Annotated in this window: 22 protein-coding genes and 1 tRNA gene; 9 read left to right on the top strand and 14 right to left on the bottom strand. The window is 67.9% G+C overall.

Translation table 11 applies throughout. The annotated features are described in order from the left end of the window. Nucleotides 1-9: 9 nt before the first annotated feature. Complete coding sequence (locus ASG37_RS17710) at nt 10-201, top strand: hypothetical protein (protein ID WP_156349197.1); 192 nt, start codon at nt 10-12, stop codon at nt 199-201. A gap of 254 nt (nt 202-455) precedes the next feature. On the opposite strand, the gene ASG37_RS12895 is transcribed toward ASG37_RS17710, so the two are convergent. Then, entirely contained in the window at nt 456-2033 is a 1578-nt protein-coding gene (locus tag ASG37_RS12895) for a GMC family oxidoreductase (RefSeq protein ID WP_055760875.1), read from the bottom strand. Nucleotides 2034-2260: 227 nt separating this feature from the next. Beyond that, nucleotides 2261-3100 carry a pantoate--beta-alanine ligase gene (gene panC / locus ASG37_RS12890; protein ID WP_055760872.1) on the bottom strand — a complete coding sequence of 280 codons (840 nt, stop codon included), beginning with the start codon at nt 3098-3100 and terminating at the stop codon, nt 2261-2263. A gap of 80 nt (nt 3101-3180) precedes the next feature. Between panC and ASG37_RS12885 the strand changes: the two genes are divergently transcribed. From ASG37_RS12885 to ASG37_RS12865, 5 genes are all read left to right on the top strand, one after another. Then, a complete protein-coding gene (locus ASG37_RS12885) occupies nt 3181-3981 on the top strand; it encodes a division plane positioning ATPase MipZ (protein ID WP_230769326.1) in 801 nt (266 codons plus the stop codon). Between the two features lie 7 nt (nt 3982-3988). Further along, the gene (locus ASG37_RS12880) at nt 3989-4243 is read left to right on the top strand and encodes a J domain-containing protein (RefSeq protein WP_055760867.1); all 255 of its coding nucleotides are present in this window, start codon (nt 3989-3991) and stop codon (nt 4241-4243) included. Nucleotides 4244-4542: 299 nt separating this feature from the next. Beyond that, complete coding sequence (gene pgmG / locus ASG37_RS12875) at nt 4543-5910, top strand: phosphoglucomutase/phosphomannomutase PgmG (protein ID WP_055760864.1); 1368 nt, start codon at nt 4543-4545, stop codon at nt 5908-5910. A gap of 64 nt (nt 5911-5974) precedes the next feature. Next, nucleotides 5975-6730, top strand: coding sequence for an exonuclease domain-containing protein (locus ASG37_RS12870; protein ID WP_055760862.1), 756 nt, complete (start codon nt 5975-5977; stop codon nt 6728-6730). A 5-nt stretch (nt 6731-6735) separates the two neighbouring features. Further along, complete coding sequence (locus ASG37_RS12865; RefSeq protein ID WP_055760860.1) at nt 6736-7116, top strand: hypothetical protein; 381 nt, start codon at nt 6736-6738, stop codon at nt 7114-7116. 62 nt (nt 7117-7178) lie between these two features. On the opposite strand, the gene ASG37_RS12860 is transcribed toward ASG37_RS12865, so the two are convergent. From ASG37_RS12860 to ASG37_RS12850, 3 genes are read right to left on the bottom strand one after another with little or no spacing between them, the layout of a single operon-like run. Continuing rightward, a complete protein-coding gene (locus tag ASG37_RS12860) occupies nt 7179-7817 on the bottom strand; it encodes a 2-dehydro-3-deoxy-6-phosphogalactonate aldolase (protein ID WP_055760857.1) in 639 nt (212 codons plus the stop codon). Continuing rightward, nucleotides 7814-8683: a 2-dehydro-3-deoxygalactonokinase gene (locus tag ASG37_RS12855; RefSeq protein ID WP_055760854.1), complete on the bottom strand. Its 870-nt coding sequence runs from the start codon at nt 8681-8683 to the stop codon at nt 7814-7816. Before ASG37_RS12855 ends, ASG37_RS12860 begins: the two co-directional genes overlap by 4 nt. Continuing rightward, nucleotides 8674-10254 (bottom strand): sodium/sugar symporter, encoded by a 1581-nt coding sequence (locus tag ASG37_RS12850; protein ID WP_055760851.1) that lies wholly within the window; start codon nt 10252-10254, stop codon nt 8674-8676. Before ASG37_RS12850 ends, ASG37_RS12855 begins: the two co-directional genes overlap by 10 nt. Nucleotides 10255-10361: 107 nt before the next feature. On the opposite strand from ASG37_RS12850, the gene ASG37_RS12845 reads away from it, so the two are divergent. Then, nucleotides 10362-11072 (top strand): FadR/GntR family transcriptional regulator, encoded by a 711-nt coding sequence (locus tag ASG37_RS12845; RefSeq protein WP_055760848.1) that lies wholly within the window; start codon nt 10362-10364, stop codon nt 11070-11072. Nucleotides 11073-11570: 498 nt separating this feature from the next. Here ASG37_RS12845 and fghA read toward each other — a convergent pair whose 3' ends face one another. The 5 genes from fghA to ASG37_RS12820 all read right to left on the bottom strand — a co-directional run bounded on the left by fghA (nt 11571) and on the right by ASG37_RS12820 (nt 16420). Then, complete coding sequence (fghA, locus tag ASG37_RS12840) at nt 11571-12410, bottom strand: S-formylglutathione hydrolase (protein WP_055760845.1); 840 nt, start codon at nt 12408-12410, stop codon at nt 11571-11573. After that, nucleotides 12410-14611: an aldehyde oxidoreductase molybdenum-binding subunit PaoC gene (paoC, locus tag ASG37_RS12835; protein ID WP_055760842.1), complete on the bottom strand. Its 2202-nt coding sequence runs from the start codon at nt 14609-14611 to the stop codon at nt 12410-12412. The genes fghA and paoC overlap by 1 nt, the downstream gene beginning before the upstream one ends. Continuing rightward, nucleotides 14608-15567, bottom strand: coding sequence for an FAD binding domain-containing protein (locus ASG37_RS12830; RefSeq protein WP_055760837.1), 960 nt, complete (start codon nt 15565-15567; stop codon nt 14608-14610). The genes paoC and ASG37_RS12830 overlap by 4 nt, the downstream gene beginning before the upstream one ends. Beyond that, nucleotides 15564-16196, bottom strand: coding sequence for an aldehyde dehydrogenase iron-sulfur subunit PaoA (paoA, locus tag ASG37_RS12825; RefSeq protein ID WP_055760835.1), 633 nt, complete (start codon nt 16194-16196; stop codon nt 15564-15566). Before paoA ends, ASG37_RS12830 begins: the two co-directional genes overlap by 4 nt. A 149-nt stretch (nt 16197-16345) precedes the next feature. Next, nucleotides 16346-16420: transfer RNA gene (locus tag ASG37_RS12820), tRNA-Thr, on the bottom strand. A 113-nt stretch (nt 16421-16533) separates the two neighbouring features. Here ASG37_RS12820 and ASG37_RS18160 point away from each other — a divergent pair. Both ASG37_RS18160 and ASG37_RS12815 read left to right on the top strand, forming a co-directional pair. Next, entirely contained in the window at nt 16534-16662 is a 129-nt protein-coding gene (locus tag ASG37_RS18160; RefSeq protein ID WP_268795744.1) for a hypothetical protein, read from the top strand. Nucleotides 16663-16740: 78 nt separating this feature from the next. Next, on the top strand, nt 16741-17715 hold the full coding sequence (locus ASG37_RS12815) for a glycoside hydrolase family 5 protein (RefSeq protein WP_200909808.1): 975 nt from the start codon (nt 16741-16743) through the stop codon (nt 17713-17715). Between the two features lie 183 nt (nt 17716-17898). On the opposite strand, the gene ASG37_RS12810 is transcribed toward ASG37_RS12815, so the two are convergent. From ASG37_RS12810 to ASG37_RS12795, 4 genes are all read right to left on the bottom strand, one after another. Next, nucleotides 17899-20946 (bottom strand): TonB-dependent receptor plug domain-containing protein, encoded by a 3048-nt coding sequence (locus ASG37_RS12810; protein ID WP_055760833.1) that lies wholly within the window; start codon nt 20944-20946, stop codon nt 17899-17901. Between the two features lie 165 nt (nt 20947-21111). Next, complete coding sequence (locus ASG37_RS12805; protein ID WP_055760828.1) at nt 21112-21867, bottom strand: AcvB/VirJ family lysyl-phosphatidylglycerol hydrolase; 756 nt, start codon at nt 21865-21867, stop codon at nt 21112-21114. Further along, a complete protein-coding gene (gene mprF / locus ASG37_RS12800; protein ID WP_055760825.1) occupies nt 21864-24467 on the bottom strand; it encodes a bifunctional lysylphosphatidylglycerol flippase/synthetase MprF in 2604 nt (867 codons plus the stop codon). The genes ASG37_RS12805 and mprF overlap by 4 nt, the downstream gene beginning before the upstream one ends. Then, nucleotides 24460-24879: a DUF2147 domain-containing protein gene (locus ASG37_RS12795; RefSeq protein WP_055761534.1), complete on the bottom strand. Its 420-nt coding sequence runs from the start codon at nt 24877-24879 to the stop codon at nt 24460-24462. The genes mprF and ASG37_RS12795 overlap by 8 nt, the downstream gene beginning before the upstream one ends. Nucleotides 24880-25075 lie beyond the last annotated feature (196 nt).

Genomic DNA, 25075 nt, shown 5'->3' with positions numbered 1-25075 from the left:
GGGGGCCAGATGAGGGATGCGGCGGGCGTGACGCGCGACGGGTTCGACCGGATCGGCCCGTTCCATCCCGCCTTCGTGTGGGGGGCGGTGATCGTCATCGACCTGATCGTCGTGATCGCGCTGTTGCTGGCGGTGACGAAGATCGGCGACAAGGTCGAGGATGTGGTGTCGCCCGGCGGGCCGGAATGGGTGACGTTCTAGGCGGGGTCTGTATCTGGCAGCGCTTTTCCTTCCCTCTCTCCTGCAAGGGGAGAGGGATGCGTAGACTTGGTGTTTGCGCAGCAAACGCTTAGTCGAAGCTGGGAGAGGGGTGTGCGCTCGTGCAACGAGCGCGCGAGCCTTTGGCTCGCCGAACCCCTCTCCCAACCTGCGCTAGCCAGCAAGCTGGCAAGCTGCGGTATCCCTCTCCCCTTTTCGGGGGAGAGGGCCGCAAATCCGCGTTGGCGGATCAATCCTTACCGCAGCGCGCGTGCGATCCAGTCGGCGGCGCGTTCGCCGATCATGATCGTCGCGGCGTTGGTGTTGCCGCCGATGATGCGCGGCATGACCGAGGCGTCGGCGATCCACAGCCGCTCGACGCCGCGCACCGCAAGCTGCGGATCGCAGACGGCGGCGGCGTCGCTTCCCATGCGGGCGGTCCCGACCGGGTGATAAAGGGTGTCGGCGCGGGCGCGGACCAGCGCTTCGAGCGTCGTGGCATCGTCGAACGGCCAGCGATCCTGCCCGCCCAGCGCGGCCAGCGCCGGGGCATGGAGGATGCGGTACATCGCGCGGACGCCGGCCATCAGCCGGGGAAGATCGGCCGGGGCGGAGAGATAGGCGGGATCGATCAGCGGCATCGCCGCCGCGTCGCGCGTCGCCAGCCGCACCGTGCCGCGACTGTCGGGACGCAGCAGGCAGGCGCGACAGGCGAAGCCGTGCGAAGCGATCCGGGTACGGCCGTGATCCTCAATGGGCGCGACGACGAAATGGAGCTGAATGTCGGGGACGGCCGCGCCGGGGGCGGTGCGCAGGAATGCGCCGGCCTCGGCATAGGGGGTGGTGCCCGGACCGCGCCCGGTGGTCGCCCAGCGCAGCAGCGCATGGGCGGCGGCGATCCGGCCGGGCGGGGTGCCCCGGCGGAAATGCGGCGCGGCGGTGGTGAAGCAGGCGCTGTAGTCGAGATGGTCCTGAAGATCGCTGCCGATCGCGGGCCGGTCGCGCAGCAACGGGATGCCATGATCGGCGAGGTGCCGCGCCGGCCCCAGCCCGGAGAGCATCAGCAGTTGCGGCGTGGCGAAGGCCCCGCCGGCCAGCACCACCCCGCCGCGCGCGCGCAGGATCCGCCGCCGCCCGCCGTGGCGATAGGCGACACCCCATGCGCGACCGTCTTCGAACAGGATGCGTTCGACCAGCGCATCGGTGCCGATCGACAGGTTGGCGCGCGGCGTCAGATACGCGCGGGCGGCGGACCAGCGCTCGCCGCGCGCCTGCGTCACCTGATACAGACCGGCGCCGTCCTGGTGCCGGCCGTTGAAATCGGGGTTGGCGGGGAGGCCGGCCTGCGCGGCGGCGGCGAGGAAGGCGGCGGTGTCGGGGTCGGGATCGCGCTGGTCGGCGACCGGCAGCGGGCCGGCGTCGCCGTGCCATGCGTCGCTCCCGCGCGTGTTGGCTTCGCTCGCCCGGAACCATGGCAGGACATCGTCATGGCTCCAGCCGGGGCAGCCGAGCGCGGCCCAGCCGTCGTAATCGCCGGCGTGGCCGCGGACATAGAGCATGGCGCTGACCGCCGACGATCCGCCGAGGCCCTTGCCCCGCGGCTGATAGCTGCGGCGGCCGTTCAGTCCGGGCTGTGGCACGCTGCGCCACGAATAGCGCGCGGCGCGCGGCGGGGCCGCGACCATCGATGGCATCCGCGTGCGCCAGTCGTCGTTGCGGCCCCCCGCTTCGAGCAGCGCGACGGTGAGGTCGGTGCGCTCGCTTAAGCGACCGGCGACGGCCGATCCGCCCGATCCCGCGCCGATGACCACAATGTCTGCTTCGTCGGGGATCATGGGGCTGCGGTGTAGGCGGTGGGGGACGGCCGGGCCAAGGGGGTGGGTACGCCGTGGGCGTCCCGCTTTTGGAATGGGGGGATGGGCGGGGGGCTTCGATGGTTACTTCGTCATTCCGGCGCAGGCCGGAATCCATGGTGACGGGCGGTATCGGCTTGTCGCGGATGGCCTGTATCCGTGGATTCCGGCCTGCGCCGGGATGACGATGGCGGGATAGTCATTCCCCTTCAGTCGAAATCCACCGCGATATTGTCGATCAGGCGGGTGGTGCCGAGCCGCGCCGCCGCCAGCAGCCGGGCGGGGCGGCCGCGCACCGGATCGCGCAAGGTTTCGGCGTCGACCAGCGCGACGTAGTCGGGATCGAAGCCCGCGCGGGTGAGCGCGGCGAGCGCGCCGGCCACCGCGCTGGCGGGATCGTCGCCGCGCGAGAGCGCGCGTTCGGCGACGCCCAGCGCGCGGGGGAGTGCCACGGCGCGGGTGCGTTCGGCTTCGTCGAGGTAGATGTTGCGCGAGGACAGGGCGAGGCCGTCGTCCTCGCGCTGGGTCGGCACGCCGACGATCTCGACGGGCAGGCTCAGGTCGGCGACCATGCGGCGGACCACCGCCAGTTGTTGGAAATCCTTTTCGCCGAAGAAGGCGGCGACCGGGCGCACCTGCCCGAACAGCCGGGCGACGACGGTGGCGACCCCGTCGAAATGGCCGAGGCGGTGCGCGCCGTCCAATACCTCGCTCACCCCCGATACCGAAACGGTAGTGGCGAACCCGGCCGGGTACATCTCGTCCACCTCGGGCGCCCACAGGATGTCGACGCCGTGGTCAGCCAGCATCTGCGCGTCGGCCGCCTCGCGCCGTGGATAACGAGCGAGGTCCTCGCCCGGGCCGAACTGTTTGGGGTTCACGAAGATCGAGACGACGGTGCGGGGCGCGCGGCGGCGCGCGGCATCGACCAGCGCCATGTGCCCGGCGTGGAGCGCGCCCATGGTGGGGACCAACGCGACGCCCTCGCCGGCATGGGCATACAGATCGAGGGCTTGGCGAAGCGCCTCCAACCGACGGATAATTTGCACGGCCGATGGCCCTTCGATATGGACGGGGGAGCGGCTTCTATGGGGCAAGTCGCCGGGTTTCAACAAGGATGGGCGTAAAGTTGGACGAGGGCACGGATCGGTTGCACGTCATCGTGTTCGCCAACGAGAAGGGCGGCACCGGCAAGTCGACGACGGCGGTCCATGTCGCGATCGCGCTGGCGGCGCGCGGGGCGCGGGTCGCGTGTTTTGACCTCGACCATCGCCAGCGCACGCTGGGGCGCTATCTCGACAATCGGCGCGACACGATGAAGCGCACCGGCCGCAACCTGCCGATGCCGGTGTACGAGACGCATGACGGCGAGAGTCTCGACAGGTTCAACGACGCGCTGGGACGGTTGACCGAACATGCCGATTTCCTGGTGATCGACACGCCGGGGCGCGACGACCGCTTCGCGCGGATCGCCGTCACCAACGCCGATACGCTGGTCACGCCGATGAACGACAGCTTCGTCGATTTCGACCTGATCGGCCATGTCGACCCCGACACGTTCAAGGTCACGCGGCCGAGCTTCTATTCCGAACTGATCTGGGAGACGCGCAAGCACCGCGCGCGCGCCGACGGATCGACGATCGACTGGATCGTGCTGCGCAACCGCTTGCAGCATATCGAGGCGCGCAACATGCGCCGCGTGTCGGAGGCGATCACCCAGTTGTCGAAGCGGGTCGGGTTCCGCACCGTGCCGGGACTGTCCGAACGGGTGGTCTATCGCGAGCTGTTCCCGTCGGGCCTCACCATGCTCGATCGCGGCGAGTTCGGCGAGATGGGGCTGGCGCATGTCGCGGCGCGGCAGGAACTGCGCGAGATGATGGGCGGGCTGCAACTGCCCGAGACCACCGCCTCGGCTCCGGCGGCCGCCTGAACCGCCCATGCTGAAACTGGTCCTGATCGTCGCGGCGATCCTCGCCTTCTGGCTGTGGCTGCGCGCCAAGCCCAAAAAGGTCGGCGGCGAGGCGGAGGCGCGGGCGATCCTTGGGCTGGGCAAGGACGCGAGCGTCGCCGACATCCGCGCGGCGCACCGGCGGTTGATGCAGGTGGTCCATCCCGATCGTGGCGGATCGGCCGATCTGGCGCGGCGGATCAATGCGGCGCGCGATGTGCTGCTGGGGCGGTTGCGGCATTAGGTCGGGTCGGAAGAAGGTGGGTTCACGCGAAGGCGCGGAGACGCGGAGGAAGAAGTAGAAGGGTTTTTCGCGCAGAGGCGCAGAGGCGCAGAGGCGTTGTATCTGCCGCGATAGCGGCTCTCCATTTCGGTGCCAGCCAGCGAGAGGCTTCGCCGGATCGGTACAGCCGTCACGCCTGCAATCTCTCTGCGCCTCTGCGCCTCTGCGCGAAAAATCTTCTTCCTTCCTCCGCGCCTCCGCGAGAACCAGACTTTCTTCTCATGGCTCGTCGATGAGCCGCCACTGCCGGGGAAACCAGCATGCGCCACCACTTCCACCCGACGTCGCTGCGCGAGTATGACATTCGCGGAGTCGTGGGAAAGACGCTGGGCACGGCGGATGCCCATGCGCTGGGGCGGAGTTTCGCGACGATCGTCCGGCGTACCGGGGGTACGCGCGTCGTGGTGGGGCGTGACGGGCGGCTTTCCTCGCCCGATCTTGAGGTGGCGCTGGTCGCGGGGCTGACCGCGAGCGGGGTCGATGTGGTGCGCGTCGGGCTGGGACCGACGCCGATGCTATATTATGCCGAGGCAGTGCTGGAGGTGGATGGCGGCATCCAGATAACCGGCAGCCACAATCCCGCCGACCACAACGGTTTCAAGATGGTGGCGCAGCATCGCCCGTTCTTTGGCGAGGACATCCAGACGCTGGGCCGGATGGCGGCGGCAGGCGACTGGGAGGTGGGCGACGGCGCCGTTTCGGACCATGTCGTCGAGGACGACTATGTCGGCCGGCTGATGGCCGGCTATGCCGGGGGCAGCTACCGCATCGGCTGGGACGCGGGCAATGGTGCCGCCGGCCCGGTGATCGAGAAGCTGGTGAAGCTCCTGCCGGGTGAGCATCATCTGTTGTTCACCGATGCGGACGGCAATTTTCCCAACCATCATCCCGATCCTTCCGAAGAAGCGAACCTCGCCGATCTCCGGCGGCTTGTCGCCGACAAGCGGCTCGATTTCGGACTGGCGTTCGATGGCGACGGCGACCGGATCGGCGCGGTCGACGGCGGGGGTCGGGTGGTGTGGGCCGACCAGTTGCTCGCGATCCTCGCCGAACCGCTGCTGAAGGAACTGCCCGGTGCCACGATCATCGCCGATGTGAAGGCGGGGCAGGGGCTGTTCGACCGTATCGCCGAGCTGGGCGGGACCCCCTGCATGTGGAAGACCGGCCACAGCCATATCAAGCGCCGGATGCAGGAGACGAACTCGCCCTTGTCGGGCGAGATGTCGGGGCATCTCTTCTTCGGTCAGGACTATTACGGGTTCGACGATGCGCTCTATGCCGCGGTGCGGCTGATCCGCGCGATCCATCTGTCGGGCCGTTCGCTGACCGAGTTGCGCGGGGCGATGCCGGTGATGGTCGATACCCCCGACCTCCGCTTTCAGGTCGACGAGGCGCGCAAGTTCGCGGTGATCGATGAGGTGCTGGGCAGGCTGGATGCGGCGGGGGTCGCGGTGAACCGCACCGATGGCGCGCGGGTGACGACGCCCGACGGCTGGTGGCTGCTGCGCGCGTCGAACACGCAGGACGTGCTGACCGCGCGCGCCGAGTCCGCCACGCCCGAGGGGCTGGCGCGGTTGCTCGCGCAGATCGACGGGCAACTGTCGCTGTCCGGCGTGACGCGGGGATAGCGGGCGGCGCACCGATCCGCCGCGCAGGCTGGCTTTTCGCGGCGGTAGTTGCCATCTGGGCGCCATGGCCCAGCCGCAGATCATTCGTGTCGTCGACCTCGAAACCACGGGGCAGGCCCCGCCCGCGCATGGCGTGTGCGAGGTCGGCTGGCAGGATGTTGCGCTGGGCGAGGATGGCCGCTGGGAACTGCATGGCGAGGGCGGGCAGCATTTCGTGAATCCCGGCCGGCCGATCCCGGCGGTGACGCAGGCGGTCCACCATATCCTCGACGAAGAGGTGGCCGATGCGCCGTGGTGGCAGGACATTGCGCGCCGCGTGCTCGATCCCTATCCGCGGCGCATCGCGCTGGCGGCGCATCGCGCGGATTTCGAACAGAAATTCTGCACGTCGCAACTGACGCATGGTGCCGACTGGATCTGTACGTGGAAATGCGCGCTGCGGCTGTGGCCCGATTCGCCGGGATTCTCCAACCAGATGCTGCGCTATTGGCGTAAACCCCACGGCATGGTCCATGAACGCGGGCTGCCCGCGCACCGGGCGTTTCCCGATGCCTATGTCACCGCATTCCACCTGCGCGACATGCTGAACGAGGCGTCGCTCGCGCAGTTGATCGAATGGTCGCGAATCCCGGGGCTGTTGCCGCGCGTGCGCTATGGCCCCGATCGTGGGCGCGAATGGACCGAGATCGACGATGATTCGCTCGATTCGTTCCTGACCGACCGCGACGAGGACGTCCGCTATACCGCGCAGACCGAACTGGCGCGGCGGCAGGGCGGCGGCGAGGTGAAGCGCAAGCGCAACGACTGGCTGCTGCTGTGAGCCGGATGCGGGTGGTGCGGGTGCATTGCCCGGTATCGGCGGTCGGCCTCGCGCGGTTGCAGGCAGGCGACGGCGCGGCGATCGCCGACGAACCGGCGCTGGCGGCGATCGTGGCGCTGGTGCGCGGCAGCGACGTGCTGGGCGCGATCGGCAGCTATCGCGGCGTGGTCGAACTGGGGTTCGGTCTGGAAAGCTTCGTGCCGGGCGAAGGCGCAGTGCCGACGACCGGGCGGGTCGGGCAGGCCGAGGTGGTGCCGTGCGTGGTCGTCAAAAGCTATGCCGCGATCGGGGCCGATCTGGGGCCGGTGCTGGCGGCGCTGGCCGACGCGCATCCGTGGGAAGCGCCGGTGATCGAGGTGGGCGAGGTCGAGTTGTTCGGGGTCTGACAGGGTAGTGAGATTTGAGGCGGCTTTGCTCCCCTCCCTGGTCAGGGAGGGGAGTAGTCTGCTTACTGCTCCAGCGCCTTCCATGCCGCCACGAAGGCGCGGGCGCGTTCGCCGACGGTCGCGGCGTCCATGCCGGGGACGTAGAGTGCCGAGCCGAGGCCATAGCCCGCCGCGCCCGCCTTGTGCCAGTCGGCCAGTACCGACGGCACGATGCCGCCGACTGGCAGCATTCGCACGTCGCGTGGCAGGACGGCGCGCATCGCCTTCATCACCGCCGGGCTGGCGGCTTCGGCGGGGAACAGTTTCAGCGCGGCGGCACCGGCTTCGAGCGCGGCGAATGCCTCGGTCGGGGTCGCGATGCCGGGCATCGCCACCAGCCCGCGGTCCGCTGCCGCCGTAATGACGGCGGGGTTGGCGTTGGGCGAGATGATGAGCGTGCCGCCCGCCGCCTCGACCTGCGCCACCTGATCGAGCGTCAGCACGGTGCCCGCGCCGACCACGGCATAGCCGGCCAGCCGTTGCGACAGGCGGGTGATGCTCTCGTACGGTTCGGGCGAGTTGAGCGGTACTTCGACGATGGTGAAGCCGGCATCGAGCAGCGCGTCGCCGATCGCGTCTACCTCGTGCGGCTGGACGCCGCGCAGGATCGCGACCAGCGGGCAACGGGTGAAGGCGGCGTCGAAGGTGGCGAGGTGGCTCATGCGGACAACTTTCGGATTTCGGTGATACCGGCGATAAAGGCATCCTCGCAGCCGCTGACAATGGCGCGGCCGCCCAGCGTCTCGATCGCGGTGGCATAGAGGGTGGCGAGATCGCCGTCGGCGACGAGGTGGACGTCGCGGCCGTCGCCGATCCGGGCAGCAACGTCGCTGCCGATCAGGACGCCGCTGGCGTAGGAGGCGGCCTGGTGCTCGGGGCGCAGGCCGAGGACGTGCGCGGCGCGGATGCCGAACAGGCTGGCGGCGAGGTCGCGTCTGGCCCCTTCGCGCACACCGTCGCGAAAGGCGTCGTCCGCGCTCACCGGTGCTGCCAGTTGCGGGGCGAGGACGCCGCCGCCCTTGAGCAACGCGAACAGCTCGCCGGTCATCGCGGTGGTGAAGCCGGTGACGCGATTGTCGGTCAGCTCGACCCATTTGCAATGGGTGCCGGGCTGGCAGAGCAGCGCGTCGGCCGGGACCTGTCCGGCGAGGGCGGCACCGAGCAACTGCACTTCCTCGCCGCGCATCACGTCGCCGTGGGTGCCGTTGGTGAACGACAGGCCGGGGACGATCGCGGTGCGATCGTCGATGCGGTGGAGCTGCGCGGCGATGTCGGCGATGCTTGCCGGAACCGCGACATAGGGCGCGACCTGCCAGCCGATCGTCGAGCCGACCATGCCCGCCATCAGCACGGGCAGGTCGCCCAGCTCGGCACGGATCGCGGCCAGCTCGGCTGGATAGTCGGCGGCGGCCATCGCCGAGACGCCCTTGGCCGAGCGGGCGACGGCGGTGATCCTCCCGTCCTCGATCCGGTAGGCGCGACGGTTGGTCGTGCCCCAGTCGAGAGCGAGGAACGGGCTCACCACCATGTCGCGTACAGCGCGATGAGGATCAGAATGACGCCGACGCCAGCGACGTTGAAGCCGGTCGAGGTCTGGAAGCGCACGCCTTCCATCGTGATCCGGTTGGCGTTGCCGCGACCCTTGACCGCCAGCGACAGGACGACGGCGAGTGCGAGGCTGAGGAAGAACACCAGCGCCATCCGGTCCATGAACGGAATGCTCGGCGCGACGCTGCGCAGCAGCCACGACAGCAGCACCGACGCCACCGCCGCGCCGATCGCACCGGCTTCGGTCGCGCGCTTCCAGAAGAGTCCCAGCAGGAAGATGACGGTGATGCCCGGCGTGAAGAAGCCGGAGAATTCCTGGATGAACTGGAACGCCTGATCCGCGCCGCCGAGCAACGGGCGGGCGGCAACGATTGCGATGAAGATCGCGACGCTGGCGGCGATGCGGCCGACGCGCACCAGCTTGCGCTCCATCGCCTTGTCCATCGCGCCGCTTTCGCTGGTGCGCTTGGCATAGAGGTCGAGGGTGAAGATCGTCGCGATCGAATTGATCTTGGACGCGGTCGACGCGATGATCGCGGCGATGAGTGCCGCGAAGACGAGGCCGAGCAGCCCCGAGGGCAGCAGCCGCATCATCGTCGGGTATGCTTCGTCGGGCTTGGCGAGATCGGGGGCGAGCACCACGGCGGCGATACCCGGCACCACGATCACCAGCGGCATCAGCAGTTTGAGGAAGGCGGCGAAGACGATGCCCTTCTGCGCTTCGGGCAGCGACTTGGCGGCCAAGGCGCGCTGGATGATATACTGGTTGAAGCCCCAGTAGCTGAGGTTCGCGATCCACATGCCGCCGATCAGCACCGACAGGCCGGGCAGGTCTTTGTAGAACGGATTGTCCGCCGACAGGATCATGTCGAACTTCTCGGGCGCGCGCCGCGTCAGTTCGTGGAAGCCGCCGATCACGCCGGCCTCGCCACCGATCTGCGACAGGGTGAGGTAGGAGATGGTGAGACCACCGAATACCAGCAGCGTGACCTGCACGATGTCGGTCAGTGCCACCGCCTTGAGGCCGCCCTTCAACTGATAGAGCAGCGCGAACAGGCCGAGGCCGACCAGCGCCACGGTCTGATCCACGCCCGCCACCTGCGTGACGGCGATCGAACCGAGCCAGATGATCGAGGTCAGGTTCACGAAGACGTAGAGCGCCAGCCAGAACACCGCCATCAGCGTGCGGATCGACGGGCCGTACCGCTGTTCGAGGAACTGCGGCATCGTGTAGATTTCGTTGCGCAGGAAGATCGGCAGGAAGAATTTGCCGACGATCAGCAGCGTCAGCGCCGCCATCCATTCATAGGACGCGATGGCAAGGCCGATGGCATAGCCCGATCCCGCCATGCCAACGATCTGTTCGGCCGAGATGTTGGCCGCGATCAGCGATGCGCCGATCGCCCACCAAGGGAGCGATTTGGACGCAAGGAAATAGTCCGAGCTGTCCTTTTCATGTCCCCCCTTGTCGCGGCTCACCCACTGCGCAAGACCGAAGATGCCGATCGCGTAGATGATGACCACGATCAGATCGATCGTCGACAGGCGCATGGTTCCTCCCCCTCTCCGCAACGCTGGCGGACTTGGAGCAGGACAATTATACGACGATTGGAGGTTGTCCAGTGCGAAGCAACGAAACACGGCGGGAGGAGAGTGGCATGGCGGCGCGGATGAGCGGAATGCCGGGAGGAAATCTGACGCGGGCGACGCTCGACCTGCTCGGGCGCGCGATCGTCACCGGCGAATATGACGCGCGGCCGTTCCCGACCGAAGCGGAGATCGCCAAGACGCACGGCATCAGCCGGTCGGTAACGCGCGAGGCGGTGAAGATGCTGACCGCCAAGGGGCTGGTCAGCGCCCGGCCGCGGCAGGGGACGATCGTGCGCCCGGCGGCGGCGTGGAACCTGTTCGATCCCGACGTGCTGCACTGGCTGCTCGACCGGCAGTTCTCGGTCGAGCTGCTGCGCCACTTCAACCAGTTGCGCGTCGCGATCGAGCCCGAGGCGGCGGCGCTGGCGGCGGTGATGGGCGACGAGGCCGATCATGCGCGGGTCGCGGCGGGGCTGGACCGGATGGTCGCGGCGGAGCGGGGGGACGATGATCCGCTCGACGCAGACATCGCGTTTCATGTCGCGGTGCTGCTGGCGGCGAAGAACCCGTTCTACGCCCAGTTCCGCGAGACGGTGGCGACGGCGCTGCGCACCTCGATCCGTTTCACCAATACCATCGTCGGGAGGTCGGCGAGCATCGAGCAGCATGCGGCGGTGGCCGAGGCGATCATCGCGCGCGATCCGGTGGCGGCGCGGGGGGCGATGCGGGCAATCATCGGGGACGTGCTGGATCTGATCGATGCGCCGGGGGCTGGCTAGGTTGATGAGTTGTGGGAGTTGTTATCGTGCGGACAACCGGTCACGCACAGCGGCTGAACGGCTGGATTTTTTGGGAAGTGGACGTAGGCTGCCACTATAGTTTTAGCGGGAGAGATCGGATTTGCGCGCAAAGACGGCTGGACGATGGATCGTTGGTGTCATTTTAATCGGGCCGCTCTTATTGATTCAGGTGGCCCACTTGATTTTAACGGTAAGCGGCAACGGAGCTGCGGCACAGGTTTATTTGTTAGGTAGCTATAGTGGACTGATAAATTGTTCTAATGCCGAACCAGCAGTTCTAACAGCAAGAGCTTTGGCGCTTATAGTTCTGTTTATTAGCGCTATCACGTTTCTATCCGGCATTTGTAAATCCAAGCTTGGCGGTAGCAGTCTAAAAAATTTGGGCTATTGCGCTCTCGTCGGATGGCTTGGCCTCATGTTTGTCTGAACGTTGAGAAATTAGCGCTTGCTGACAGTCCGTTCAATTAATCTACTGCCCTACCCCAACCGTTCTGCATGCCAAGCGATGTGGTCGGGCATGAACGTCGAGATGCAGTAATAGCTGTGGTCGTAGCCCGGCTGCATCCTGAGCGTGCAGTCGATGCCGGCTTTTTCGCAGGCGTCGACCAGTAGCTGGGGGCGGAGCTGTTCTTCTAGGAACGGGTCAGCGTCGCCCTGATCGATCAGTAGGTCGTTGATCCGCGCGCCATCCTCGATCAGCGCGACCGCGTCGGCGCCTCGCCATGCGCTGCGATCGGTGCCGAGATAGCCGCCCAATGCCTTTTCGCCCCACGGCACCTGCGACGGGGCGACGATCGGGGCGAAGGCGCTGACCGAGGCGAAGCGGTCGGGGTTGCGCAAGGCGAGGGTGAGCGCGCCGTGGCCGCCCATCGAATGGCCCATGATCGATTGCCGGCTGCAATCGAGCAACGGAAATTCGGCGGCGATCAGCGCGGGCAGCTCGTCCTCGATGTACGAGCGCATGCGGTAGTTGGCGGCCCATGGCTCCTCGGTCGCATCGACGTAGAAGCCTGCGCCGAGGCCGAAGTCCCACGCACCCTCCGGATCGTCGGGCACGCCATCGCCGCGCGGCGAGGTGTCGGGGGCGATGAAGGCGATGCCGTGCTGCGCACAGGCCGCCCGAAACTCGCCCTTGTCGGTGACGTTGGCGTGGGTGCAGGTGAGGCCCGAGAGATACCACAGCACCGGCGCGCGCTGCCCATCGGCCAGGGGCGGGACATAGACCGAGAAGGTCATGGTCGTGCCGGTGGCGGTCGAGGCGTGGGCGTAGACGCCTTGGGTGCCGCCATGGGCGCGCGTGGTCGAGATGGTTTCCATCAGGCGGGTGATGGCAGCTTGTCGAGCATCTTGTCGAGGGTGATCGGATAGTCGCGTATCCGCACGCCGCAGGCGTTGTAGATCGCGTTGGCCACCGCCGCGCCGACGCCGCAGATGCCGAGCTCGCCGACGCCCTTGGCCTTCATCGGCGTGGAATAGGGGTCGGCCCCGCCCAGGAACACCACTTCCTGATGCGGAATATCGGCATGGACCGGGACTTCATAGCCGGCCAGATCATGGTTGACGAAGAAGCCGAAGCGCTTGTCGACCGCGAGGTCCTCCATCAGCGCCGCCCCCGCGCCCATCACCATGCCGCCGATCACCTGGCTGCGCGCGGCCTTCGGGTTCAGGATGCGGCCGGCGTCGCAGACCGCCAGCATCCGCCGGATGCGGGTTTCGCCGGTGAAGCCATGGACCGCGACCTCGACGAAATGGCCGGCAAAGGTCGCCTGCGCGGTGCGCTTGGCGATGTCGCCATAGTCGATGCCGTCCTCGGCGGTGATCGCGCCGCCGCGCGCGGCATCGGCCAGCGCCATGGCGCGCCCGCCGCCCGTCACCTGTCCGCCGGTGAAATCGACGTCGCCGGTCAGGCCGAGCTTCGCCGCGATCTGTTCGCGCAGCTTCATGCAGGCGGCATAAACACCCGCCGTCGAATTGGCCGCACCCCATTGCCCGCCCGATCCGGCCGAGACGGGAAAGCGGCTGTCGCCCAGCCGGACGTTGATCCGGTCGAGCCCGACGCCCATCGTTTCCGCCGCGGTCTGGGCGATGATGGTGTAGGTGCCGGTGCCAATGTCGGTCATGTCGGTTTCGACGGTGATCCGGCCATCGGTTTCCAACCGGACGCGCGCCGCCGACTTCATCAGCATATTGTTGCGAAAGCCGCTGGCTACGCCCATGCCGATGAACCACTGGCCCTCGCGCACCGACGCCGGAGTCGCCTGTCGCCGGTTCCAGCCGAAGCGCTGCGCCCCGGTGCGCAGGCATTCGATCAGCCGGCGTTGCGAATAGGGGCGGTCGGGCTTTTCGGGATCGACCTGCGTGTCGTTTTTGATGCGGAACTCGACGGGGTCGAGTTTCAGCTTCTCGGCCATCTCGTCCATCGCGACTTCGAGCGCCATCAGGCCGGGGGCCTCGCCCGGCGCGCGCATCGCATTGCCTTCGGGCAGGTCGAGCACGGCGAGGCGCATCGCGGTCAGCCGGTTGGCCCCGGCATAGAGCAGCTTGGTCTGCGCGACCGCCGCTTCGGGGCCGCCGCCGGGCAGGTCGCCCGATCCGCTTTCGTGCGCGATCGCGGTGATCGTGCCGTCGGGCGTGCAGCCCATGCGGATGCGCTGGATCGTCGCCGGGCGGTGGGTGGTGTTGTTGATGATGAGCGGGCGTTGCAGCGCGACCTTGACCGGCCGCCCCGCCGCCTTCGCGCCCAGCGCCGCCAGCACCGCATCGGCGCGCACGAACAGCTTTCCGCCGAAGCCGCCGCCGATATAGGGCGAATCGAGCCGGACCTTTTCCTTGGGGATGCCGAGCGTCTTGGCGACGTCGCCCTTGCCCCAGTTTATCATCTGGTTCGATGTCCAGACGGTAAGCTCGTCACCGTTCCATGCCGCGATCGAGGCGTGCGGCTCCATCATCGCATGGCTATGGTCGGGCGTGGTGTATTCGGCGTCGAGCTTGATCGGAGCGGCGGCATAGGCGCCATCGAAATCGCCGACGCGGTCGACCGGCGCGCCGCTGCCGGCCCCTTCGAGCGGGGCCGATTTGAGTGCTTCGGCGAGATCGTAGCGGCCCTGCGAGCGGACATAATCGACCCGCAGCAGCTTGGCGGCGGCGCGCGCCTGTTCGAACGTCTCGGCGACGATCAGCGCCACCGCCTGATGATAATGTTCGATTTCCGGCCCGGCAAGCAGGCGGGCGGTGTTCATGTCGCCCTTGCCCAGCTTTCCCGCATTCGCGGCGGTGACGACCGCCAGCACGCCGGGCGCGCGGCACGCGTCGGCCATGTCGATGCCGCCGATCCGCCCCTTGGCGATCGCGCTGCCGACGACATAGCCATAGGCCTGATTGGCGGCGACATCGTGGCGTTCATAGGCATAGGGCGCGGTGCCGGTAGTCTTGAACTTGCCGTCGATCCGGTCGGTCGGCTTGCCGATGACCTGCATCCGGTCGATCGGGTTCGTGCCTGCGGGTGAATCGAACTTCATGCGCGGGCTTCCTTCACTTCGGCGAGGACGGCGGCGAGGGTGCGCTCGACCAGCGGCAGTTTGAACGCATTGTCCTTCGTCGGGCGGGCGTCGGCGAGCAGGTGGGCGGTTACGGCCTTGGCACCCTGCGGCAGCGCGGCCTCTGCCGCCTCGACCCGCCACGGGCGCGGGGCGATGCCGCCGATCGCAACCTGCCCGGTGCCGTCGCGGCGGATAATCGCCGCGACCGAGACGAGCGCATAGGCATAGGAGGCGCGGTCGCGGACCTTGTGATAGACATGCGTGCCCGCCACCGGGCGCGGCAGGGTAACGGCGGTGATGAGCTCGCCGGGTTTCAGGACCGTGTCGAGGTGCGGCGTGTCGCCGGGCAGGCGGTGGAACTCGCCCAAGGAAATGGTGCGGGTCGCGCCACCGGCATCGACCGTCTCGACCTTGGCGCCCAGCGCCCGCATCGCGACCGCCATGTCGCCGGGATAGGTGGCGATGCAATGCTGGCTGGTGCCGATGACGCCCAGTTGCCGGCTGTAGCCGCCGATCGCGGCGCAGCCCGAACCGGGCTTGCGCTTGTTGCACGCCTGATCGGTGTCGTAGAAATAGGGGCAACGGGTCCGCTGGAGCAGATTGCCCGCCGTCGTTGCCTTGTTGCGGAGCTGTCCGCTCGCTCCGGCGACGATCGCGCGGGTCAGCACGCCATAGTCGCGGCGGACGCGGTCGTGGCTCGCCAGATCGGTGTTGGTGACGAGCGCACCGATGCGCAGGCCGCCGTCCGACGTGCGTTCGATCTTGTTCAGTCCCAGATCGCGCAGATCGACCAGATGGGGCGGCGTCTCCACATCCAGCTTCATCAGATCGAGCAGGTTGGTGCCGCCGGCGATGAAACGCGCGCCGGGGGCTTTCGCGACGGCGGCGGCGGCCTGCGCCGGGCTGGTCGCACGTTCGTAGGTAAAGGCCCTCATGCGCGTCCTCCCGCGACGTCGGTCATCGCATCGACGATGTTGGAATAGGCACCGCAGCGGCAGATGTTGCCGCTCATCCGCTCGCGCATCTCGGTCGCGTCGACCGGGGAGCGGCGGGTGATGTCCTGCGTGGCGTGGCTCGGCACGCCCTTGCGGATTTCGTCCAGTACCGCGACCGCCGAGCAGATCTGCCCTGGCGTGCAATAGCCGCACTGATAACCGTCGTGTTTCACGAACGCCGCCTGCATCGGGTGCAGCGCGTCGGGCCGGCCCAGCCCCTCGATCGTCGTCACCTTGTCGCCCTGGTGCATCACCGCCAGCGTCAGGCAGCTATTGATGCGGGTGCCGTTGACCAGCACGGTGCAGGCACCGCACTGGCCATGGTCGCAGCCCTTCTTGCTGCCGGTGAGCTTGAGATGCTCGCGCAGCGCGTCGAGCAGCGTGGTGCGCGTGTCGAGCGTCAGTTCGCGGCGCTGGCCGTTCACCTCCAGCGTGACGGGCAGCATCGTCGGCTGGGGCTGGGGCGCGCCCTGCGCCGAGGCGGCCGGCACGGCGGTGAGTGCCGCCGAGGCCGCGCCGGCGGCGAGCACGCCACGACGGGAAAGTTCGAGATCGCCGGGACCGGGCATGGGAGGTTCCTGAAAGACAGACGGACGACGGGATACGGCCGGCATGGCACCGGTCATCACGGGCGTAACGCATCGAAACCGCGCCGTATCCGGTACGCTATCGATCCGATCCGTCCGGGGTTCCCCTCGGGGAAAATATCAGGAAAAAATGGTGCTGCCGGTGAGGATTGAACTCACGACCTCAGCCTTACCAAGGATGCGCTCTACCACTGAGCTACGGCAGCACTGCAAGCCGGGGGGAAGCCCCTCGACTGCGGAGGCGCCTATGTGCAGGGGTGGGCGATATTGTCAAGCGATGCGTTGTCAGTTTGCCGGTAAAAAGCGTAAAGGGCGCTGCATGAGCGACGAGGAACGCAAGGACCGGTTGGCACAGGCGCTGCGCCAGAACCTGCGCCGCCGCAAGGCGCAGGCACGCGGCGAGGAGGCCGTGCCGCCACCCGCCGCGCCGGAGCGCCCCGCCGACTGACGCCGGGCGGGGGTGCCATTGACAGCGTGGCCGACTGCCGACACCGCTGTCGTCAAACGACGGGTGGAGGAGGCTGGAATGCGCGGATGGTGGCTGTTGCTCGTCATGATGGTGCTGGGGCAGGGGGCATGCGCCGCCCCGGCGGCCGCGCCGGCCGGCTCCCCGGTCGCGCTGCACGGGCGGCTGGCGGTCAAGGGCAACCGCGTGGTCGATGCCACGGGAAAGCCCTATGCGGTGCAGGGCATGTCGCTGTTCTGGAGCCAGTGGCAGCCGCGTTATTATGATTCGGCGACAGTCGCGTGGCTGGTGCGCGACTGGCGGGTGAGCGCGGTGCGCGCGGCGATCGGCGCGCAGTCGGGCGGGTACGACACGCAACCGGCGGCGGAGACGGCGCGTGCCGAGGCGGTGATCGACGCGGCGATCGCGCAAGGGGTCTATGTCGTGGTCGACTGGCACGCGCACCAGCCGCGCGCCGACGACGCGGTGCGGTTCTTCTCGCACATCGCCACCAAATATCGCGGCGTGCCGAACCTGATCTACGAGACGTATAACGAACCGCTGCCCGAACATGGCTGGGCGAGCGTGCTAAAACCCTATCATGTCAAAGTGATCGGCGCGATCCGCGCGATCGATCCGCAGGCGTTCGTGGTGGCGGGAACGCGAAGCTGGTCGCAGGATGTCGACGAGGCGGCGGCCGATCCGCTGCCCTTCGCCAATGTCGCCTATACGCTGCATTTCTATGCCGCGACGCACAAGGCGGAACTGCGCGCCAAGGCGGATATGGCCTTGAAGCGTGGCATCGCACTGTTCGTCACCGAATATGGCACCACCGCCGCCAATGGCGATGCGCCGATCGATGCGGCCGAGACGCGGACGTGGTGGAAATGGTGCGCAAGGAACGGCATCAGCTATCTGAACTGGTCGGTCGCGAACAAGGACGAGGCGTCGGCGATCCTGAAGCCGACGACGCAAGGCGTGGCAGACTGGCGTGAGGATGAGTTGACCGAATCGGGCCGGCTGGTGCGGGCGAATCTGCGCGGCATCGCTCGGTAGTCTGCTCCCCTCCCTGACAAGGGAGGGGCCGGGGGTGGGTAGGTCTGTGGCGGGTGCCGGCGTTCCCTCGCGGGCCAACCCACCCCCAACCCCTCCCTTCCAGGGAGGGGAGAAGATGGACTGGAACGCAAAACGGCGGCCCCTTCGCAGGGGCCGCCGTTTCTCGTCGTGGCTGGCGTCCGATCAGAACCGGAAGCTGGCACCGGCGCGGAACTGGCGGCCGATCAGGCCGGCATAGTGCCACGTCGTCAGGAAGTTCGGCGCGCTGGCATAGGCGGCCGGGGCGACCGGAGCCTTCACGTCGAACAGGTTCTTCACGTTCAGGAAGAACGAGAAATTGTCGCTGACCTTGGCGGTGCCGTTCAGGTCGACGTTGATGAACCGCTTGACGTAGCAGAAGGTCTGATCCTGCGGCGACGAACGGGTGTAGAGGTTGCCGGTATCGCAGATGCGCGGCAGCCCCTGATCCTCCGACACCGACTGGATGCGGCCGGTGTAATAGGTGGTCGCCGACAGCGCGAACTGGCCGAAGTCGATCGTGTTCTGCCAGTTGCCGCGCCAGTTGGGCGTGCCGTTGCCCGATGACAGGTCATACGGCCCAAGCGTGCCGGCATAATTCTGCACGTCGCCCGCACCGGTGCCGGTGACGAGGTTGTATTCGAAGATATGCGTCACTTCGACGCGGCTGGTGAACTTGATCGTGTCGGTGATCGGCGCGGTGATCGTGGCGGCCAGATCAATGCCCTCGGTGACGGCATAGTTGGCGTTCACATAGGGCACGTTGATGATGAGCACGCGCGGGAGGGCGTTGGGGAAGTTCGGATCGGTGCCGTCGACGCTGTTGACCGAATAGCCCTGGCCGATCGCCGCGACCGCCGCCTGTGCCGCCGCGAGGTTCGCCGAGTTATAGTATGCCTCGACCGCCTTGCCGACCAGCGGGCCGGTGACGATCAGGTTCTTCTTCTTCACGTTGTAATAGTCGGCGGTGAAGCTGAACCACGGCACCGGCTGGAAGATCACGCCGGCGGTGAAGCTGCGCGAGGTTTCCGGTTCGAGCGCCGGGTTGCCGGCGACGCCGCGACCCAGCGAATATTGCAGGTTGTATGGATTGCCGTTGGCCGAGCAGGCCGACGCCGTACCGGTGCCGCCATGCTGGAGGATGAAGTTGCACGGCGGGGTGGTGGTGACGAAGCCGGCATACTGGCTGCGCGCACCCGATTCGGCGAAGGTGGGGGCGCGGAACCCCTGGCTATAGGTGCCGCGGAACGCCAGTTCGCGCACCGGGGTCAGCTTGAAGCCGACCTTGGGCGAGAAGCGGCCGAAACCTTCCGAATAATGATCGTAGCGGCCCGACACGTTCACATCGAGCTTTTCGAGGAGCGGTGCGTCCGCCTCGAAATAGGCCGCCGACACGGTATGCGCGCCGAACGCCGAGGCGGTCGTCAGGCCATAGGTGTCGAGGTTCACGTTCTGGTTGTTGTTCTCCAGCGTCTCACGCCGCACCTGACCGCCGATCGCGACCTGGAGCGGGCCGCCGGGCAGGTCGAACAGCCGCGCGGTCAGCGAAGCGTCGACCGATGCCATCGTCGAGAACGACGGGGTGGTCTTGTCGGGGGCGATGGTGTCGCGCACCGCCTGGCTGTTCGACTGCGGATTGACGAAGTTGTACGAGCCGGTGTTGATCGCGCGCAGCGTCTGGGCGATGTTGAGCAGCCCGTGCTGGGTGATCTCCATTTCGTCGCGGGCATAGACGCCCTCGACCCGCCAGCCGAAGCGGTCGTCGTCGAAGCTGCCGTTCAGGCCGGCGGCGGCGCGATAGACCTCGTTCTTGCGGTCGCTGCCCGCCGGAATATCGCCGAACAGGTAATAGATGCGCGCGGCACCGTTGTTCGGATCGTTGGCGTACGCCGTGGCGAACGGGTTGTTCGGGTTCAGGCGGCGGTCGCTGGCGGTCGCGCAGTTGGTGCCGGCCGAACAGATATAGACCGGCAGCACGATGCCCGGGTTCGACGACGCGACCGAGGGGGCGGCGCCGAACGGCTGGGTCGCGCGGATCGCGGCCGGCGTACCCTTGATGCTCACGTCGCTGCGGCTGTACATCGCGGTGACATAGCCCTCGACGTTGTCGCCGAGGCGGACGCTCAGGCGGGCGTTCAGCGCATAGCGCTCCTGAAGCGGCTGAATCTGGCGATATTTGTCGACCAGGTCGTATTTGCAGCCGGTGCCCTGCACTGCGGTCGTGTTGACGGTGAAGGTATCGCGTGCGCAATTGCCGAGGCCCAGCGCCTGATACTGGTTCGACAGCGGTGCGCCGGCCTGACCCGACAGCGGGTTGTTGAGGTCGCTCTGGCGGACGCGGGCGACATAGGCGGTCGGCACGTTGACCGTCATCGAGCTGTCGCTGGCGTTGTTGTCCAGCCCGCCGATCCGGGTCAGATCCTGCGTGTTGTAGGGAAAGCCGCGGCTGGAGTTGGAAACGCGGCCGTCGCGCTGATATTCACCGTTGACGAAGACGTTCCAGCCATTGGCTTCATAGTCGCCGGTGCCGACCGTCAGGTGGACGCGCTGGTGCGAGGCGTCGCCACGCTCGGCGATGCCACCTTCGACGAGGCCGTCGACGCCGGTGAACTGCTTCTTGAGGATGACGTTGACGACGCCGCCGATCGCATCCGCGCCATAGGTCGACGATGCGCCGTCCTTGAGCACCTCGACCCGGTCGACGAGGCTGAACGGAATCGAGTTCAGATCGACATAGGCGTTGTGGCCGTCGTCGTTCAGCGGGAAGTTGGCCGAGCGCAGCCCGTCGATCACCACCAGCGTCGAGGAGACGCCGAGGCCGCGCAGCGACACGGCCGAGCCGCCCGCCGAGAAGCCGCTCTGGAACCCGGTGCCGATCGAGCCGGCGCTGTCGGCCGAGATCGAGCGGATCGCGTCCGACACGTTGGTGATGCCGGCCTTGGCCAGCGTGTCCGACGTCAGCACCGTGACCGGCGAGGGGGTTTCGGTGTCGGTGCGGCGCAGCAGCGATCCGGTGACGACGATGGTGTCGCCCTCACCCTGATCGGCGGTGCCCTGCACGGTCGTCGGGTCGGTGGCCTGCGCCTGCGCTTCCAGCGCGCCGGGCGAGGCCGGGGTCGTCTGGGCAGCGGCGGGGCCGGCGATCAGCGCGACGGCAAGCGACAGGGTAGCGGCACCCGCGACGAGGCGCGAGCGACCGGTGATGGTCGTCATATCGTGAATTTCCTCCCGGCAACGATGGCGATACCCCCGTATCGCCCGGCCTTGGTGCAACTTGTGTGCAAGTGCAGCAGGCTCGTAAAGCGTTATGGAAACAATATGATACAATTCATATTCGCGTGTTGCGCTTCTATCACACCGTCGAAAGGATGAGCAGGATCAACGCAATATCGTCGGATCGGCGGAGCGCAGCGCCGCGAGGATGGTGGCGATGACCAGCTTGTCGTCGTTGCGCAGGAAATGCCCGCCCGGCAGGCTGATCACCTGTGCCTTCGTGCCGGCCAGCGTCGGGCACAGGCTCTCGCGCTCGTCGCGGCCATGGATGCAGATGACCGGTGCCCAGTCGAGCCGCCGCATTCCCGCCGAGGGCCATGCGTCGGGGGTGCCGTGATAGAGGATGCCGGTCGGGTCCGAGCGGAAGAACACGCTTTGCGCGGGTACGACGACGTTGATCGCGGCGATATGCGGGCGCAGGTCGGCGGGCAGGTCGGGCGCGATCGCCGAGACGATGTCGGCGCCGAACGACTGGCCCATCAGCAGTACGCGGGTCGCGCCGGTCCGCGCCATCGCGGTGCGGATGGCGTTGGCGACGATCGCGTCGGCCTCCGCCCGGCTGCGGCGCGTGCCGAAGGTGACGGGCGAACTGACGCCGACCACCGGAATGCCGTGCGCGGCGAGCGCGGGCACGACCTTCGCGCCGAGCCCGAAGCGCAGCCCCATGTCGCCCGATAGATAGACCGCCACCACCTTCGGGTTGCGCTCGCCGTTGCCGCGGAACAGGCGCAGCGCGCGATTGTCGATCAGGTGCAGCGCGGGGGCGGCGAGCGCCAGCAGGACCAGCAGCCCGGCGGCGAGCGCCGACCAGCCGAGGATACGACGGCGAGCGATGCGCCGCTGACGGGGGGAGCGGGTCATAGGGCCTCCTCAAGATCGAACCGGGCATCGGCGGGCGGGAACGGCGCGGCGGGCTGCGGCCGGCCGATCAGGCGCGAGAGGTCGCGCAATCCTTTCAGGAGCGCGACGCCGGTCGGCCCCGCAATGTAACGCGGCTCCCATGCGGGGGCGAACTTCTCCTTGTAGGTGCGCAGGCCGCGAAACCCGTAGAAGCGCTCGCCATGCCGGAACACGAACGCCGCCGCCTTGGCCCATGCCGGGGCCAGCCGGCGGTCCTCGATCCCCGACAGCGGCGCCATGCCGATCGAGAAGCGGGCATAGCCCTGCGTCTGCGCCCACAGCATCAGGTTCACCATCAGGAAATCCATCGTCCCCCCCGGCGCATCCTCGCGGTGGCGCATCAGGTCGACCGAGGCTTCGGTGCGGCCGGCGGTCAGCCACAGATTGGCGAAGGCGACGATCCGTCCGTCGATCCGCACCAGCCCCATGTCGAAATGGGCAAGATAGGCGGGATCGAAGTGGCCGAGGCTGAACCCCTTTTCCTGCTGGCCCTTGATCCGCAGCCATTCGTCGGAAACCTCGGTGATCTCGGTCAGGATCGTATCGAGCCGCGCGGCGGGGACGATCTCCAGCACCGCGCCCTTGCGTGCCACCGCGCGTTCGGATTTGCGCAGCGTGCGCAGACGCGGGGTGTCGAGCGTGAACTGCGTGAGGTCGACCACCGCATCCTCGCCGAACTTCACGATGGTCAGCCCCATGCCGATCGCGATGTCGAGCACCGGCGAGGAGACTTCGTAGAGCAGCAGCCGCCCCTGTTCGCGGTCGGCGAGGTCGCGCAGGTTCCACAACAGCTCGCCCCATGCGGCGCGCGGACCGACGGGATCGCCCATCACGATCCAGCTTGCGCCCGATACCTGATACATCAGGAACGCATCGCCCTCCGCCGACAGCAGGAACCGTTTGTCGCCGGTCAGCGCTAGCATGGCGTCGGTACGAACCGCCTGATCGAGAATGTCGCGGACGCTGCGCTGGTCGGCGACGCTCGCCTGCAACCCCGCGCGGATGCGCGACGGGGCCATCAACCGCCAGACGCACGCCGCCGCCAGCACCACCGCGACCCCCAGCAACGCACGCAGGAAGCGCGGCGCATCGCTGTAGAGCGCGAAGCGCCACCACAGGTCGCCAGAATAGGGGACGTGGCGATAGGCGAAGAACCCCGACCAGATCGTCAGGCCGATCACCGCCACCATCGATGCCAGCCACGGCAGCGCGATCGGCTGGCTGGTGAGCGTGGTGCGGCGGTAGAAGGCGCTGCGCGTCCATTGCAGCAGGGCTACGAGGATCAGGCAGACGCAGGCCTCTTCGTAATCGATCCCCTTGCCGAGCGAAAAGATCGCCCCCGCCACCAACAGCGCGCGGGCAGCGACGAACGCGCCATCGAGCCGGCGGTAGAGCGCCGGAGCGAGCAGGAGGAGCGTGGTGCCGATCAGGCTGGCGGCGACGTTGCTCGCCTCGATCAGCGGCAATGGCAGCAGGTCGGCAAGGTCGCCCATCCGCCCGTGGATCGAAGGGAGCGAGCCCGACAGCAGCAGCATCGCCCCGCCCAGAAACGTCGCCGCGCCGAGCGCCAGCGGGGCCACGCCGGTGGCGACCGCACGCAGGCCGGTCAGCCACCGGCTGTGCCGCCGCCGCGCGCCCTCATACACGGCGAGCAGCGCGACGCCGACGCCGAGCGGCAGCAGATAATAGACGACACGGTAGGCGATCAGCGCGGCGAACAACGTTGCGCGATCGACCGGCACCACCGCCAGCACCACCGCCTCGAACACGCCGATGCCGCCCGGAACATGGGTGACGACCGCCGCGACCATGCCGAGGGTGAAGGCGAGGATGAACGCGGGCAGCAGCGCGGCCTGTCCCCCCGGGATCAGCACGAACAGCGCGGTGCTGGCAAAGGCGATGTCGATGACAGCGATACCGATCTGCGCCAGCGCTTGGGCGAGGCTGGGCAGTGGAACGGCCATGCCGAACAGGCGGAGCGGGCGGGGGGCGAAGGCGCAGCCGGCGAGGAGCGCGATGGTGAGCGCCAGAACGCCCATGCCCAGCGCCCGGGTCGCGCCTTGCCCCAGCGTCCACCCCGCCAGCGTCAGCGCGCCGTCATGGAGGAGGAGTGCTACGCCGCCGACCGTGACCACCCCGGCCCAGAAGGTGCCGCTGGCCACCGCGACGACGCGGGCGACATCCGGCCCGTCGAGCCCCGCGCCGCTGTAGATGCGGTAGCGCGCCGACCCGCCGGTCAGCAGCGACAGGCCGAGATTGTGGCTGAGCGTATAGCTGGTGAACGAGGCGAGCGCGGCGGTGCGCCACGGCAGCGGCCGGCCGATGACGCGAAGCGCCAGCACGTCGTAGAAGGTGAGCGCGAGATAGCTGCCCGCAGTACACAGCAGTGCGAGGACGACCCGCACCGGCGAGAGCGCATGGATCGCATGGGCCACGTCGTCGAAGCGGATTTCGCGGGTCAGCGTCTCCAGCGCGGTGAAGCCCAGCGCGACGAGCGCGGCGACCAGCAGGATGCCGATCGCGGTGCGATGGCGGGCGAGGAAGGCGCGGGGGTCAGGCACCGGGCAGCCGATCGATCCGGTGCCACGTCTGGCTGCGGCAGATCAGCCCGCCAAACATGCAGCCCGCGATCCGCAGGCGATCGGGCGCGGGTTGCTCGATCCGCGAGGCGAAGCGGGTGCCAAGGTCGGGGACGAACACCGTGCCGCGCCAGCCATGCGTGCCGTCGCTGCGATAGTCTTCGAGCAGTTCGGTGCCGATCAGCCGGGTGATGCCACCATCGCCGGCATGCGCGCGCGCCGATGGACTGGCCCATACCACCCGGCCGCACAGCATCGTCCCGCACGGACCGGTCCGCACCGCGACATCGGCATGCGGCCCGATCCAGTCGCCCACCGGCACCGCATCGGCGGCCAGCGCCGGGCTGGCCAGCCCGAGCGTCAGCGATGCGCCCCACGCCATCCACCGTTTCATCGTCACACCCCCGTTATTCATGGGAACGCTTCTGCCCGGGCGCAGCTTGCCGCAGGGTCAGCGCGCGCTGAACAATCGGTAATGTTTGGGGACCGCTGACCAAAGCTCGTCATTCCCGCGAAGGCGGGAATCCATACACGCTGACGTCCCGGCAGGAATGGAAACGGTAGCGTCTATGGATTCCCGCCTTCGCGGG

Source organism: Sphingomonas sp. Leaf407 (assembly GCF_001425385.1).
Taxonomy (GTDB): Bacteria; Pseudomonadota; Alphaproteobacteria; order Sphingomonadales; family Sphingomonadaceae; genus Sphingomonas.
This window is presented reverse-complemented; position numbering and strand designations above follow the sequence as displayed.